The following is a 15,920-nucleotide window of genomic DNA, read 5'->3' on the forward strand; positions in this document are numbered from 1 at the left end:
ACGATTAACTCTTTGTTGCTCGGTTTTTACTTATTCTTACAGGGATGTAAGCCATTAGAGTAACGCAGGAGCAGTTACCGAGCCCACTCGATTACAAACCTCGCGCCGCGATTAAATCGCCCCTATATTGAACAAATTTCAATCTACAAAGATCAACAGTTCCTAGAGCCTAATTTATTAAATCAACAATCTAACTCCCCATACTTTGGGTAAATATATCCTCCCAATCACGCAGCACTAAAAACGGTACGTCTTGACTAGGAACAGGTCGGCTGAATAAATAGCCCTGAAAATGCTTACAGCCTAACTCTTTTAAAAAGGCGAGTTGGTGCGAACTTTCAACACCTTCAGCAACACATTCTTTTCCTAAGCTGTGAGCCAATGTCAGTGTAGATTGGATAATTGCCTCGTCGCCGTAATCAATACCTATATCTTGCACAAAGCTGCGATCTATTTTTAATACATCAATAGGAAAGCGCTTTAAATAAGTCAATGAGGCATAACCTGTACCAAAATCATCCATGTACAACCTACAGCCTAGATTTTTAAGCATCTCCATACTGTGCAAAGCATGTTTTGAATCGCGCATTAGTATTGATTCAGTGATCTCAAATACAATTGCTTTTGATGGCACGCCAGCTGTACTTAATGCCTTTATTATCTCTGGGACTAATTCTTCAAATTCAAAATCAAGTGCGGATAGATTTATAGACAAATAAAGATCGGGTGAAATTTTACGCCACTCTTTTAGTTCGCTCAAAGCACGAGCCAATGTTTGCAGCATTATTTTTGTGATTAAGCCTATGCCCTCGGCCGCCAAAGAAAATTCCTGAGTTTGTACTAGTTTATTTTCAGGCCAACGCAGTAATACCTCAAATCCTTCTGTTTTATAGCTTTGAGAATTGATAATCGGCTGGTAATAATTACAAAACTCATGTTCTTGGTATGCTTTAGTCAATTGTGATTCTAAATGAAGCGCTTTTTGTACTCGCTGATTCATTTCCTGTTTATAAAATTGGTAGCTGCCTTCAAGTGAATCTTTAGCATGGTATAGCGCAATATTGGCAGCTTTTAATAACGCGCTTTTTTGCTGCGCATCATCTGGCGAAATAGCGATACCAATACTTAAGTTTACATTCACCACTTGTCCGCCAATACTAATATTTTTATTTACACAATCCATTAACTTGGTGCATATTAATAAAACCTCTTCAATTTGATGAATATCTTCAACAAGCACCACAAACTCATCACCACCAAAGCGAGCAATACTATCTGATGGGCGCAAAGTAAGTTTTAATCGCTTAGCCACTTTTTTAATTAGCTCGTCTGCAACCTCATGGCCTAATGAATCGTTAAAATATTTAAAGCGTTTAATATTTATATGTAACAGTGCAACTTTGCATTGATAATGCTTTGCTTGCTCTAATGCATGTTCAACACGGTCATTAAAAAGAGCCCTATTTGGCAAGCCCGTTAATACATCATAATTGGCCAGTAAGTGAAGCTCATTTTCAGCTGTTTTTTGTGCGCTTATATCCGTTAAAATAATGACATAGCTACTCAGGCATTGATCGTTATCGGCCACCGCGCTTATTTTTACTAGTACATGGCGCACCTCGCCATTAGCGAGCACTACACTATCCTCGCAAGAAAAATGCTCTCCTACCAATAGCTTTTGCACGATACGTAAATAATCAAAAAGCGCGCTACGCGAGATCCCTAAGTTTAAAGACCGACTAGACAAAGACTCGGCTGAAAAATTAAAAGCTGTTTGCAATGATTTATTTGAAGCGCGAATATTTAAGTTTTTGTCGAGTATAAACACCCAATCTCGAGTTTGTTCAAATGCAGCGGTAAAGAGTAAGGCATGCTCTTCGAACACCATTTCTCGGGTCATATTTGTATATGTTCCCGCTACCTTTTGAGGGGTTTTTCCATCCCACTCAACTACTTTCCCAAAATCCTTATACCAGCGCCAATGACCTTTAGCGTGACGTAAACGGTAAGTACAATTAAAATATCCCTTTTCGGTAGATAAAAACTCTAACCACTCTAAACGAAATAGCTGCTTATCTTGTGGATGAATCTTAGTTAAATATTCATCAAGATTAACCGTTTCACTTTCGTAGCCTAACTCGTCACGTAAACGGGGCTGATAAATGCTTGGGCTACTTGATTTCCAATCCCACACGCCAGATTCACTGCCCTCTAACGCTATTTTTAAACGCGCTTCACTTTCTTTACTCTCTTTATTAGCAGCTAATAAAATGCGCTGAATTTTATTACGGCGCATTACCCACATTGCCACAAAAGCAATAAATAGCACGCCATATAGCACCACAAAATATGGAGCACGCCATAAAGGATATTTAACTTTTATTTTTAAAATCGCTGGGGGAGTATATTCACCAGTAAGCGGATCTTTCGCCCATACTTTTAGTTGGTAATTACCGGGATTTAATTTAGGGAACAAAACTCGATTGTTATTACGTGTATACGTTTTTTGTCCGTTATCGAGTTGATACTCGTAAATAATACGTTCTTGATTGCTAAAAGCCATGGCTGAAAATGCCACTTCTAGCCCTATATCATCATGATTTAAAATCACTTCGTTAAGTGGCTGCTTTAAATCAAGTGATAGGTCTCGCGACATTAAATCAACACCCGTGATATTGACATGATCGATAAGTGAGCGAAGGTTTTTATTCTCCATCGGGTGAAAATAAGTAAAACCTTTTAAACCACCGTAAGCAATACGGCCATCTTTTAGCTGTGCCATTGCATTGCTATTAAATTCAGCAGAGAGCAATCCTTCGGATACAGTAAACTGTTGAAAATGTAGCGTTTTAGGATTTAGTCGCCAAATTCCTTTATGGCTACTCATCCAAATCATCCCTTCACTATCAAGCACCATATTATAAAGCAAAGTACCTAGTTTATTTTTTTCTAAGTCAATTGTGTGTACAAGCTCATAGGTAGAAGCATTGACGCCAATTAAGCCAAAGTTAGATAGTGATATCCATAAAATATTATTATTATCTATTACATACGACAACACACTGATAGCAATGTTTTCGTGCTGTTTAGGCACTTTATAAATGACCTTAAGCGCTAAACTATCAGGGTTTATTTGATATAAAATCCCCGCATTAAAAAACAATGGTGAATCTGGCTTATTAGTAAGTGGTGGTAAAAAACCATATACTAAAAAGGGCTCAAACTGTGCTATTTCTCCCCCTAATCGAGTCACTATTTGACTATCAATATTATAAACAAATACACCATGATCAGAATGCACATAATACAAATCACCATTTGGCATTAAAGTAACACCATGCACCCAACCTGTTATTTGTTGCTGATTAGCTAAATTTTTTGTTTTAGGTTCGCTGATTTGATGCGTAATGGGATCAAAAATAAATAGCCCACGATTGCTATAAAGCCATAATTTATCTTTATAAGGCATAACTTCATAAACAGTAAATTCGGTAGTTAATAAATCTACTTGATAATTTTTTAGATAAGCCTTTCCAATATTATTTTTTAAATCGACCTCTGTGATACCGTTATGCGTGGCAAGCCATAATTTATCTTTGTACTCTGTAATTCCCCAAACAGAATGGTGCGATAACCCATCGCCTCTAATTGAGCTACCATCAACATTATTAAAATGATAATTGTCATTTGATAAATAAAACGCGCCATCTGTTTTGGTCGCTACCCATATTCCACCCGATTTATCTTTTGCCATATCAATAATACTGGTATCAGCAAGTGTGTATTTACTCTCTGTTATACGTGTATTTTTAATCAGTTCGCCACTGTGTAAATCAAACTTAAATAGCCCTTTATCAGTGGCTAAATCAAGCTTACCCTGCTCATTCGCTATTTCCCAAATATTTAAATTAGCTAACAACACTTTACTTTTAAAGGTTAGATCTGGGCGCTCAAACATCCCTGACAAATTACTAATATCGACCTGATATAACCCCTTGACCGCACCGACCAGCAGCTGATTATTTTCACCTAAAGCAAACGATTTCACATTATTTTGATAAATATGATTCGCCTCTCCTTTTAAGTGCTGTAGTGGACGTATTTGCTTACTAGCAATATCAAAAACATAAGCTCCATGAGTAGTGCCAATAAATATATAACCGTTGTAATGAAATAACTTTCTAATGAGGGTGTCTTTGTATTCGCTGGGCAGTTCAAAAATAGATGTTATATCGCCGCTTTCAATATCAAGTTTAGCAAAATCCCGACCGCGCCCAATCCATAACGTTTTATTGTCAACGGCAAGCATACTAAAAACAGATTGATTAATTATTTGCTCTTCACTGGTGGGTTTGGTTATAAATTGCTTGTATGAATCCGTTGCGGGATCGTATCTAAATAATCCTGCAAGTAAGGATGCAATCCAAATATGACCGTCAGGATCTTGGTAAATTCGATCAATAATAGCTTCTTCTAATTCACCATTAGGACCATTAATAGAAAGTACTTGATAACCATCATAGCGATTAAGACCAGCTTCGGTCGAAAGCCATAAGTACCCATTGTTATCAATCAGCATGGTGTTAACATAGCTTTGTGATAAGCCCTCACTAGGAGATAAACGCTTTACTTGTGCGCTTACTTGGCAGCTTAAGATCGCTATGCAAACGATAAAACAACTTATGATCCAGTTGACGTCTTTGCTCATGCTTATTCCATATTGTTATTTTACTATTATGGGTACTTTAGGGCGACGATATTGCGGTGTGTGTAAATATTAAAAAGTGCTTGCAACGCAAGAGTATATGTTAACACTTGGTTAAAACCAATAGAATGGTATAAATCTGCTAAGTTTTTATAAGCAAAGGTATAAATAGTTTTATTTTGGCGCTTTAATAGCGTTGAGATAAGTAACTTTGCAAGGCCTTTGGACCTATATTCTGGCGCTACAAAAACCGTCGATAAAAATAAAAAGTCATCCTTATTTTGCAACCTACATGCGGCAACTATTTGCGCTTTATAATAAACAACCCAAAGCTGATCTTGTTTATTAGCCCGTCCTTTGACGCTGTATTGATCATAAAATTTATTAACAAGTGGCGTTTTAATTCTATCTAATACTTCAACCCTATACATGCCTAGCTCAGCATCAATGCCAAATACTGTTCAAACTGCTGCTTTAAGAACATTTGTTCAGCAATCGGACGGCTGTGAATGGTGTTGTACACTTGTTCACGTGTTTTTTTATTACGCTTAATTTGGTATGCCCAGAATGATGCTTCATAATCGAGCTGAATTTGGTATTTTTCTTCACGCGGTAACAAACATAAATTAAAACTCACAGTATTTCCTCATTAATTTTATAAAAATGCTGCTCAGACAAACTGGGCAAAAGGTAAGCAACTTGCTATTATCAGCCTCTCATTTTATTGATTTTTACTGCAATTGGAAGTGATAGTGCATCAACGCCTTAGTACCTTGTTATTATTAGGTTATTTATTGTTCAGTGCACCATGTTTTGCTCATCAATACAACCTCACTTTTAACCGCCCAGAAAGCACTCCGCAAGCAAATTATGTTCTTGAGTTATTAACGCTAGCCTACACCGACATTGGCCATAAAATTCATGTTATCGACTTTAACCGCCAAAATGCACTTTTAGCGGCTAATAATGGTGTCCTTGATGGGCAGTTAGGCCGTGATATTAGTGTCGAAAACAATTTTAATAACTTAATTAGAGTTGACTACGAACTACTGCAATTTAATTTAGTATTATATAAAGCTTGTCAGCCTAATACGTTAGAGCAACTAAAAAACGTAGCTATTTTAGCAGGCTACCCAGTACAAAAACGCTATTTAGCAAGTACAAGCTTTATGGGGAATATTATTGAAGTAAAAAATATGAATACACAGCTAAACTTGCTGGCTCAAAAAAAGGTAGAAGGTGCTTTGTTACTTGATTTTTTCATGGATAATAAATCAATACCTTCGCCCACCGGTTGTTTCGAAAAAGAAGTACTAATGATCTACCCAATTTATCACTACTTACATAAAAAAAATAAAAATTTAGTTAAAAAATTACAACATGCATTAACTAAATTAAATAGTAATGGGACTGTCTATGCTTTGCGGGCAAAATATAATTTAAAATTTAAAAATCGAAACCACGCTGCTCTGTAGTGTTATTAAATACTGTATTTTGCTGCTGTTTTTGCAAGTAACGCTTATAGCGCTGCTGGCATAAACTGAGCACTTTTTTCTTTTCGCTGTTGGTCAGGGCATTCCAAGTAAAACGCTCATCACGACTTCGGTAACAGCCTTTGCAATACCCTCTATTATTCACTAAGCAAATACTCTTGCAAGGGCTTGGAATATCAAATATTTCAATTTGTTGCATAAAGTGAATACCACTTAAAAGAATCGGACTTTTAGTATAGCGTTTTTTTTAAGCAAAAAAAAAGCAGCAATTAAATTGCTGCTTTTATAATAACTAACCGATTAATGTTCGCAGTTATTTGTATTAATTTCAGTTTTACGATGAAATGGCTTGGCGTACATAGCCAATACCAATGGCTTTAGTTCATCGGGTACACTCGCCATACGCTGTTCAAACGTAGCGGTATCAGGTGAGTTAATCACTTCTTTTTTACAGCCACCAGCAATGTAGTTCCCTGGGTGCAAATAAAACGAATCGACAATTTGTTCATCAATCGTTTTTGCAAGTTCCTCAGCACTATCACAGTGCGATTCAATCGGCTTTCCGAATGCTAAATGCACATGTCCTTTTGCAGCACTAAACCCTTCAACAATACTGGCGATATCTTCGCCCGCTGATTTAGTGTATTCACCGTGGTGTTGCTTATGATAAAGCTCTTTAGCTTTGGCAATAGCGCACGGCTCATATTGATACGATATAGAAACAGGCACTATTTTTAACTCTTTAATATAATCGCCAAATTGTTTCTTTTGCTTTCTACCATTTAGCTGTAGCATTTTTAGAAGCGCTGGATCTGTTTGATCAAAACCATCTTTTGCGCGCCCTTCTTTTTGTGCAATCCAGATAGAGTTACCACTTATTAGTGAATCATAAATGTAGGATGAAAGCTGAGTCAGCGCTCTTAACATCTCTTTTGGTGCTTTGGTTGAACGCTTCACAATAAAGCTTTTATTTAAGCGCATAAGCTCAGTGATATAAGGTCTTTGCAATAAATTATCGCCAATAGCAATGCGCACTGTTTTCATTTTATACTGGAATAATCCCCAGTTCACTAATGCAGGATCGAGTACAATATCGCGGTGGTTAGAAATAAATAGATAAGCCTGGTTTGGATCTAATTTATCGAGCCCTGAAAAAGTAACTTTTGATGTAGTGCGCTTTACTAATTTATTAAGGTATTGCGCAACTTCATTTTGTACATCCTCAACGGTGCTTACACTTCCCCATTTTTTGCGCAACTGACTTCTTACTAATGGGCGTGTAATAAAGGGCACCGCCGATAAAAAACGCGGTAAATTGTACTTTGCAATCACATCAATAAATGCATTATCGTTGATTAAACGCGATAGCGAAGCCGTGACTTCATCATCGTTATAGGGTCTTATATCAGCGTACTTATCTTCTAATTCACTCATTACTACATCTATAATGTTAAAAAACAGCACACCGAAGCGTACCGTTTATGTCTATATTCGATTATAACTCAGCCAATCTAAAATGCGAAATAACCAAAAAAATGATTTTTATTCTTAGCAACTCGCTAATAAATCTAGTTAAAGTCGAGTTTCATTACCTTCTATGACCATAGGCTTGCTTATAAGTGCAAAAAAACTGATCAGTCTAGCAAAATACCATGTTCTCAACCTACTAGTGGGCAGACCACTGCTACAAAACTCTCTCATTAGTTGGTAGTAATATCATTAACAAAGCCTTTCTTTCGTAGTACCTTAAGCCTTATTTTAGATTTTTGATGGATCGTAAGCCTCTTTTTACGATTTTAACTCTTTCAGATCCACTTATTTTAGGGCTCATAATGAACATTACTATTCTTGATAACGCAACGTTAGCTAAAACGTCTCTTACTTGTATTGAACAACTTGGTAAATTAACGACTTATGAACTTACTAGCCCAGAGCAAGTTATTGAACATTGCCAAGGTGCTGATGTATTAATCACTAATAAAGTAGTTTTAAATCGAGAAACGATTAGCCAATTAAAAAAATTAAAACTTGTTTGTGTGAGTGCTACAGGGACTAATAATGTTGATTTAGAGGCCGCTAAAGAGTTAGGTATTGCCGTAACTAACGTAGCTGGCTATTCAACCCCTTCAGTTGTTCAACATACGTTTTCTTTAATTACTAACTTACTGGGTAACACACACCGCTACCAGGCAGATTGTCAGCAAGGCGCGTGGCAAAAAAGTGGCATGTTTTGCATACTCGATTACAGCTTTAACGACTTACAAGGCAAAACATTTGCCATTATAGGCGGTGGTACATTAGGTCAAGGCGTAGCTAAAGTAGCTGAGGCATTTGGTGCTAATGTTATTATTGCCGAGCGTAAAGGCGCTGCATGTCGCGATGGTCGAACCCCTTTTGAAGAGACCATTAAAACAGCCGATATAATCAGCGTACACTGCCCGCTAACAGATGAAACTCGTGATTTAATTGCACTTAATGAGCTTAAAATGATGAAACCAAGCTGTATTATAATTAATACAGCGCGCGGCGGTATAATCAATGAAGTAGACTTAGCTACAGCGCTTGAGCAAAACCTAATTGCTGGAGCCGGTGTTGATGTACTAACTAAAGAACCTGCTGAGCTTTCAAACCCGCTTGCTAATTATAAAGGTAATAACCTTTTACTTACTCCACATATAGCATGGGCAAGCACTGAATCTATTGTGCGTTTAATTAATGAAGTCAGTTTAAATATTGCTGCATTTACCAAAGGCGAATCACGCAACCGCTTGGTGTAATGATTTTATTGTAGTAATCAAATAAACTAAAAAATGGCTGTTTTTACTAATTCATTTAATATTTTATTAAATAAAAACAGTCTAACCCACTTAACAAACTGATTAATAACAACTTGTAAATATGGTCTACTCTTTGCTTTAACATAGCTAATAACCAATTAAAAATCTTATTAAGGTAAATAAAAATGAAAAAATCACTTTTAGCAGCCGCTTTAATCGCTCCATTTTTAACAGGCTGTGTTATTGCCGTATCAGATGGTGAAGCTGAGACTCATTGGGCTGGTAAGAATTCATCTAGCTGGCAAGTACAACATAAAAATAATCGTGAAGCTATATCAGAGCTAAAAATGGATAGCAGTTATCACTCTGTTTTAGCGCAATTAAAAACGCCTAATTTCACAGAGCTATTAAAAAAAGATGACGATGTATACCAAGTACTTTTTTATGTAACTCATAGCAAGCATTCAGATTCTAAAACAACGAAAGATGAATGTACGCCACTTGTATTTAAAAATGATAAGTTAGTGGGCATTGGTGAAACCGCTTTAGGTATGATCACGCAGTAACCAATAAAAAGCGTTTTTTGTATATTAAGTTTTTAGCGTGCGACTATCCTATCTCGCCCTGCATCCTTAGCAGCATACAGCCCTATGTCAGCTTCTTCTAAAAGAGTCTGCTCTGCGCCTATTTTGCCACTTTCAGTCGTTGCTATACCAATACTAATAGTGATGTGGTTAGCGTTGATTGAGCCTGTATGCTCTATGTTTAAACTATTAACTGCTTTTCGTAATTTACTTGCAAATGCGACTGCCTCCAACTTACCTATTTCGGGTAATACAGCAGCAAATTCTTCCCCGCCATAGCGAGCTATAAAATCGTTTCCGCGCTCACACTGACCAACCAACGCATGGGCTACTTTTTTTAAACAATCATCACCAGCACGATGTCCGTAATAATCGTTGTAGCGCTTAAAGTGATCTATATCCATAAGTATAACGGAAAGAGGTAAGCCACTGCGTTTGCTTTTTTGCCACTCACGGGAGAGGTTTTCGTCAAGATAACGTCTATTCGGTATTTCTGTTAAGCCATCTATTGAAGCTAGCATTTCTAGCAAGTCATTTTTTTGCTTTATTAATAACTGATTACGTACCCTTACGCGAACTATAGAGACGCTAAATGGCTTAGTTATATAATCCATAGCACCAAGTTCTAAACCTTTAGATTCATCTTCATGGCTGTGATTAGCGGATATAAAAATAACTGGTATCGCGTGTGTGATTGGGTTTTCTTTTAGCTTAACTAATACTTCATAACCATTAAGCCCTGGCATCACTACATCAAGTATAATTAAGTCAACTTGCATTGTTTCTACAAAGATCAGCGCTTTTTCACCGCTTTCAACTAAAAATACGTCATGCTCAACATTCAATGTTTTCTCTAGTACTAACCGATTGATAGGATCGTCATCAACAATCAGTACTTTCGCTTTTTTTGACATCCTTAGCTCCTAAACCTTTATAAAAACAATAACCTGTTTTAACTGCATAATAAGTGCTTGCATGATAATTTCGCTAGGTTCGTTAATCTTATTAGCTGTTTTAAGGTGCTGCTCACATTGCTGCGCACAATATGATAGTCTTTTAAAACCTAAATTACCTGCGACTCCTTTGATACTATGCACTAAGCGTACCAAATCAACTTCATTGGTACTCTCCTTTATTTGTACTAACTGGGTTTCACACAGTTCAGCAAATTTATCCATCATAGTATTTAGTAACGTTTCGTCTAAATTAAACTGCGCTAAAGCAAATGATCTATCAAAAAAACAAGGTTTCGAGAGCGATAACTCAGCTATTGCCTCAATCAATACGTTAGCCACAACGGGTTTCACTAAATGCTTGTTCATACCACAGCCTAAGGAACGCTCAATATCTGCCGGCTCGCAATGCGCTGTTAATGCAAAAATAGGGAGTTGTTCTGCGTCAAACTGTTGGCGGATTAATATTGTTGCTTGGCAGCCATCTATATGTGGCATTTGGACATCCATTAAAATTAAATCAGGTCTCAACCCTGATAATAATTCCATCCCCTCTTCGGCACTTAAAGCAACAACAACATTAGCTCCAGCTTGGCACAGCACACTATTGATAATGTCTAAATTTAATTGATTATCGTCAATTGCTAATATTAAGAGACCTGCTATATCCTGATTATCTTTTCCCATATCTAAAATAACTTCACCACTTTTAAACCTAGGTTCAAGATGCGAGCTTAAATTAAACAATCGCTGACCAAGCGCAGAAGCCTTAATATAGTGGATATCTAAAGGCTCAATCGTCGATAAATTTATTGTTTGCTGATGATTTATCAAAATAATGGAAGTGGCGTTTGACGTTAACGAATCCTCTATTGCTTTTACCTTTAGTAATATAGGAAGATCAGTTGCATCTATGATTAATTGTTTAGTCTCTGCAAGCTTTAGTGGGGACTTTAAAGCTTCATTTAAATCAACGCGAGCTAATTGTGAAAAAGCCTCCGTGACACGATTTAACTCCCGGCTTTGCTCTGAAACAATACTCAACGTATCGCTTGGTAATGAGTAGTGTGTTGTTGTATCGACATGTAATGAAATACTAAAGTAAAATTCACTCCCATGTCCTTTATCACTTTTTAAAGCAATATCGCCGCCCATTAACGAAACCGCATGTTTAACAATAGCTAAACCCAAGCCAACGCCTTGATGCTTTCGTGTCGACGATTCGTCCCCTTGAGTAAAGGCATCGAATAGACGCCTTTGATCTATTTTATCTATACCGTTTCCAGTATCAATCACTCGAAAGCAAATCGCCTGCTCAGCACTTTCATCTTTGAGCAAGTCCATTTTAAGCGTGATTGACCCTGCTTTAGTAAACTTAACCGCATTCGTTAATAGATTGCCTAGTATTTGTTGTAAACGAATACTATCGCATATTAAAACTGGGGCGATTAAAGGGTCTACATCAATAACAAACTCAACATCTTTGTTTTCACACAAAGGCGCCGTTAGGCTCTCGCAAATATCAATGAGCTCAACAACACTAAACGGCGTTAATTTCAGCTCAGCTTGTGCACTCTCGACACGAGCAAAATCAAGCATTCGGTTAAGCATTAGCAGTAAGCTCTGTGCAGCATGCTTAGCTTGCCCTGTTTGTTTTAGCTGTTTTTGAGTAAGCCCTTGCTCTGTAAGCATGTCAAGTAAACCTAATACTGCATTAAGAGGGGTACGTATTTCATGGCTTAAATTAGCGATAAACCGGCTTTTAGCAAGAGTTGCACGTTCCGCGTCGTGTTTCGCTTTAGTAAGTGCACTTACATCCTGTAAGTGGATCACGTAATAAGATGGATCGCGTTTTTCGTCCCACACAAGCGATACACTCATTTGCAGCCAACTAGCGAGATTTCCTTGCGCTAACGTTAAATGATAAACTTTTTTCTTATCATCAAGTAGCTGGGCCAAGGTGGCCTCTATCTCTTGCCATTGGTTATTATCAAACAGCGCTTTAAGTGGCTCTCCAACTAAAACGGGCTGTTCAACAAATAGTTTTCGAGCGGCTTTATTAACCTGTAAAATAGTGTGCTCAAGCGATAACAACATAACGCTATTTGCAGCAAATTCAATCGCACTTCTAAATTTAGATTCTGACGCTTTTAAAGCATATAACGTTTGCTGCTGCTCGGTTATATCGCGCCCTATTCCCATTGTACCCAACAAGTGTTGATGCTCATTATAAAAAGGAGCTATAGTTAATTGATAAGATTTGTCTTCTGTGTCTATACGCTGTTGAATATCGTTACGATTTTGTAATACCTGCTTCTCAAGAATACTAATTTGCTCGTCATCATCACTTATTTCTTCCATGCATTTACCAACCAACGCTGTTTGCTCTTTACCTATATAAGCTTCAAATGCTTTATTACATCCTAAAAAGGAGCCATCGATATTTTTGAAATAAATAAGATCTGGCACACTATTGAGCATGGTATTTAGCAAAGCTAAGTGACGCTCTTTAGCTTCGTAACTGCGCTTTAATTTTTCGGATTGTAGCTGTACCTGTTTATCTAATTTTTTATTTGCGTTTTGTAACGATTCTACTAATTGTTCATTTTTAATAAACACACGCTTTACTTTAGAAAACCAAGGTTGCCAGTTCAGTGGTACTTTGTAATTAAGCTGCTCACTTTGCTGTTCATCATTTTGCTCTAAATAATGCATTAAGCGGGTCATCGGCTTCACAAAAATACGCTGGCTTAACCAAAAAAACACACAAAACATCAAACTTAAAAATAGTGTCAAAAACATAAACTCTAATAGTATTTCGTATTGAATCGGGGTTACTAATTGTGATTTAGATTCATAAAATGCAGCGTGGATGGGTAAATTTCCCATCGCTTGCATAAAGTAGTTTTTATCGCTTGTTAACACCGTTGATTTTTGATGGTGTTCAGCTAATTTAGGCCAATAAGGTTTTAACTTTGTTGCTTGTGCTATTTCATTTTTTGAACTGGCGATAATTTGATGAAATTGATTCATAAAAACATACTCTCCACTGCTCGCCGGAGAGATCTTTTTTAACCAAGCCGAGATCGCCTGTATATCATAAATTAAAATAATATAATCGTGCGAGTCAATCTCTCGCTGTCGACCTATTGCAAAATACGCTTTGTCATTTACTTTAATTATAGGGCTTGAAGAAAGCTTATTTGGCGAAAATTCAGGTTTAAATTTACCGTTTAATATTTCCGTCAAAAATAAACTTTGATCTTTATTACGTCTAGCTACATACGCAAATCCATCATCATCGACATAGGCAACTGCCGATAAAGACGGCATCAATGCAAGCGTTGTATTAAACGATGGCCCCAAAGCGATAACTTGCTGCCACTGAGAAATAGCACGTGTAGATAACGCAAATTCTCCTTTACCAACAACCTCCGAGCCTTGATCAGCAAAATGATGATAGTAATAACCTTTGTGTTGATTAACACCCTTAAGCAACAAGTGACTAAACTCTTGATGAGGAGGCTGTTTATACAAAGTGAACATGGCCGTTAATAAGTTACTCACGGCTTCCATATCATGATTGACCTGCGCTGAAACATTGGTAAAGTCAGCTTCACGCTTTTCAACAGCACGCTCTAGCTTAATAGTGTATAAGTGCAAACAAAGTAAAAATGCGACGATTAGGGGGACTAAAAGCGCAACAAATAAAGAACGATAATAATGTTTAAGAGGTAAAAAAATCAACGTACTGCCTGCGTTATGGCCCGAAAATCAATCAATAGACTATCGAGCCAATTTGTTAAGCGCAAGTTATAAATTTTCTTCTGCGAATGAGGCTAATCGACTACGTACAACACCATTAAGGTTTATAGTTGCGCTGCCTTCAAATTTTTTGAAGCGCTCTACTATGTACGTTAAGCCCGATGTTACTGGCGTTAAATAGTTACTATCAATTTGCGCCAAGTTACCCGTACAAATTAATTTAGTACCTTCGCCGCAGCGGGTAATAATCGTTTTAAGTTGAGATGCCGTTAAATTTTGGCTCTCATCTAAAATTACCACCGCATTTTGTATGCTACGGCCGCGCATAAAGTTAACCGATTTAAACTGCACATTAGCCTTTTCCATAATATAGTTTCGGCTCGATATCGGGTTTTCGTCGCCTTTGTGCAATACCTCCAGCGTATCGGTAATGGCTGCAAGCCACGGTGCCATTTTTTCCTCCTCTGTACCGGGTAAAAAACCGATGGATTCTGCTATCTCTGGGGTATTACGGGTAACTATTACTTTGTCGTAAATACCTTTTTCGATAACCATTTCAAGGGCGCTGGCAAGCGCTAACAAGGTTTTACCACACCCTGCTGGGCCGGTTAAAATAACAAGCTCTATACTTGTATCGAGTAGTGCATCAAGCGCCATACCTTGATAAATATTTTTTGGCTTAACACCCCATGCTTGTTGATGCATTAAGCGCTCAACGCTAATATCTTTTAACGTAATGTGCTCATCATCGTACGATTTAACACGTGCAGCAAAGTGATCTCCGCCATCAAGCAAATATTCATTACAAAATACATCAGGGATTAAATTTTTAGGCACATGATGAAATGTATCTCGGCCATGTTGCTCAGTATTGCACTGCCCAACATGATCCCAAAAATCGCCTTCAATTTTTTTATAACCACTAGTGAGTAAGCTTATATCGTCAATAAGTTGATCGGTACGATAATCCTCAACATATTTAAGTCCTGCGCCTTTGGCTTTTAAGCGCATGTTTATGTCTTTTGTTACCAATATAACTTTTGAATCACTGTGTTGCTTTTGTAAATACACCGCACAGTTAATAATCCGATGATCGTTTTCGTTACCTGGCAGCCCCGAAATCGAGTCGGCAAATAAATGGTCGTTTACAATTATGAGTGTACCCGCAGAGCTCGCTTTTGCCTTTTTATTACTTGGCAGCGCCACGCCTTGTAGCATTTGTTCAGGGGTTGCATTTTTAAGTACTTCATCTAGTCCACGAATAGCGACGCGCGCATCACGGCTTACGTCGTGTTTTCTGTCTTTTATGTGGTCAAGTTCTTCAAGTACTGTCATCGGAATAACAACATTGTGTTCTTGAAAAGACAAATAAGCGAGGGGTTCGTGAAGTAGTACGTTGGTATCTAGCACATACATTTTACTTTCAAGGTTCGAAGCTTTTTCCATAGCACTTTCCTTACGTTTTATGATTTTTATGCTATACCAAAATAACTAAGTAAAACGGGCAAAACTTAAACCTGCAATACTTAATTGCCAAGGCATAATGTAAGTTTAGTCTATTTGTCATAAAAGTCCGTTTTATTACAAACCATAATTAGTTTTAATTTATAAAAAAATCAGCCGTAAACAAGTTGTGTTAATAG

10 protein-coding genes and 1 pseudogene are annotated in these 15,920 nt (G+C 37.3%); 3 read left to right on the forward strand and 8 right to left on the reverse strand.

The features are described from left to right. Positions 1-190 precede the first annotated feature (190 nt). From H5119_RS15940 to H5119_RS15950, 3 genes are read right to left on the reverse strand one after another with little or no spacing between them, the layout of a single operon-like run. Positions 191-4,708: an EAL domain-containing protein gene (locus tag H5119_RS15940; RefSeq protein WP_182702927.1), complete on the reverse strand. Its 4,518-nt coding sequence runs from the start codon at positions 4,706-4,708 to the stop codon at positions 191-193. A gap of 26 nt (positions 4,709-4,734) precedes the next feature. Next, the gene (locus tag H5119_RS15945; RefSeq protein ID WP_182702928.1) at positions 4,735-5,136 is read right to left on the reverse strand and encodes a GNAT family N-acetyltransferase; all 402 of its coding nucleotides are present in this window, start codon (positions 5,134-5,136) and stop codon (positions 4,735-4,737) included. Between the two features lie 2 nt (positions 5,137-5,138). Continuing rightward, entirely contained in the window at positions 5,139-5,342 is a 204-nt protein-coding gene (locus H5119_RS15950; protein WP_077536939.1) for a DUF3283 family protein, read from the reverse strand. A 115-nt stretch (positions 5,343-5,457) separates the two neighbouring features. Here H5119_RS15950 and H5119_RS15955 point away from each other — a divergent pair, with 115 nt between their 5' ends. Beyond that, positions 5,458-6,180 (forward strand): transporter substrate-binding domain-containing protein, encoded by a 723-nt coding sequence (locus H5119_RS15955; RefSeq protein WP_077536938.1) that lies wholly within the window; start codon positions 5,458-5,460, stop codon positions 6,178-6,180. Here the strand turns inward: H5119_RS15955 and H5119_RS15960 are convergent. Then, positions 6,152-6,397 carry a DUF1289 domain-containing protein gene (locus H5119_RS15960; RefSeq protein WP_182702929.1) on the reverse strand — a complete coding sequence of 82 codons (246 nt, stop codon included), beginning with the start codon at positions 6,395-6,397 and terminating at the stop codon, positions 6,152-6,154. The two genes, H5119_RS15955 and H5119_RS15960, sit on opposite strands and share 29 nt — an antisense overlap. Before the next feature lie 101 nt (positions 6,398-6,498). Beyond that, positions 6,499-7,632 (reverse strand): 1-acyl-sn-glycerol-3-phosphate acyltransferase, encoded by a 1,134-nt coding sequence (locus H5119_RS15965; RefSeq protein WP_182702930.1) that lies wholly within the window; start codon positions 7,630-7,632, stop codon positions 6,499-6,501. Between the two features lie 398 nt (positions 7,633-8,030). On the opposite strand from H5119_RS15965, the gene H5119_RS15970 reads away from it, so the two are divergent. Further along, a complete protein-coding gene (locus H5119_RS15970) occupies positions 8,031-8,975 on the forward strand; it encodes a D-2-hydroxyacid dehydrogenase (RefSeq protein ID WP_182702931.1) in 945 nt (314 codons plus the stop codon). A gap of 185 nt (positions 8,976-9,160) precedes the next feature. Continuing rightward, positions 9,161-9,541, forward strand: a complete 381-nt coding sequence (locus H5119_RS15975; RefSeq protein WP_182702932.1) for a DUF3192 domain-containing protein — start codon at positions 9,161-9,163, stop codon at positions 9,539-9,541. Positions 9,542-9,573: 32 nt separating this feature from the next. Here H5119_RS15975 and H5119_RS15980 read toward each other — a convergent pair whose 3' ends face one another. The 3 genes and pseudogenes from H5119_RS15980 to H5119_RS15990 form a co-directional block, all read right to left on the reverse strand. Next, a complete protein-coding gene (locus H5119_RS15980) occupies positions 9,574-10,473 on the reverse strand; it encodes a diguanylate cyclase (protein WP_182702933.1) in 900 nt (299 codons plus the stop codon). Further along, positions 10,442-14,259: pseudogene (locus H5119_RS15985) on the reverse strand (ATP-binding protein). Before H5119_RS15985 ends, H5119_RS15980 begins: the two are co-directional and overlap by 32 nt. 66 nt (positions 14,260-14,325) lie before the next feature. After that, the gene (locus H5119_RS15990) at positions 14,326-15,723 is read right to left on the reverse strand and encodes a PhoH family protein (RefSeq protein ID WP_138583889.1); all 1,398 of its coding nucleotides are present in this window, start codon (positions 15,721-15,723) and stop codon (positions 14,326-14,328) included. Positions 15,724-15,920 lie beyond the last annotated feature (197 nt).

Source organism: Pseudoalteromonas sp. SG45-5 (genome assembly GCF_014164085.1).
Classification (GTDB): Bacteria; Pseudomonadota; Gammaproteobacteria; order Enterobacterales; family Alteromonadaceae; genus Pseudoalteromonas; species Pseudoalteromonas aliena.

Excerpts from the sequence above, each read along its gene's own strand:
- H5119_RS15940 (WP_182702927.1), bottom strand. The coding sequence starts at position 4,708 with ATGAGCAAAGACGTCAACTGGATCATAAGTTGTTTTATCGTTTGCATA.
- H5119_RS15945 (WP_182702928.1), bottom strand. The coding sequence starts at position 5,136 with ATGTATAGGGTTGAAGTATTAGATAGAATTAAAACGCCACTTGTTAAT.
- H5119_RS15960 (WP_182702929.1), bottom strand. The coding sequence starts at position 6,397 with ATGCAACAAATTGAAATATTTGATATTCCAAGCCCTTGCAAGAGTATT.
- H5119_RS15965 (WP_182702930.1), bottom strand. The coding sequence starts at position 7,632 with ATGAGTGAATTAGAAGATAAGTACGCTGATATAAGACCCTATAACGAT.
- H5119_RS15970 (WP_182702931.1), top strand. The coding sequence starts at position 8,031 with ATGAACATTACTATTCTTGATAACGCAACGTTAGCTAAAACGTCTCTT.
- H5119_RS15975 (WP_182702932.1), top strand. The coding sequence starts at position 9,161 with ATGAAAAAATCACTTTTAGCAGCCGCTTTAATCGCTCCATTTTTAACA.
- H5119_RS15980 (WP_182702933.1), bottom strand. The coding sequence starts at position 10,473 with ATGTCAAAAAAAGCGAAAGTACTGATTGTTGATGACGATCCTATCAAT.
- H5119_RS15990 (WP_138583889.1), bottom strand. The coding sequence starts at position 15,723 with ATGGAAAAAGCTTCGAACCTTGAAAGTAAAATGTATGTGCTAGATACC.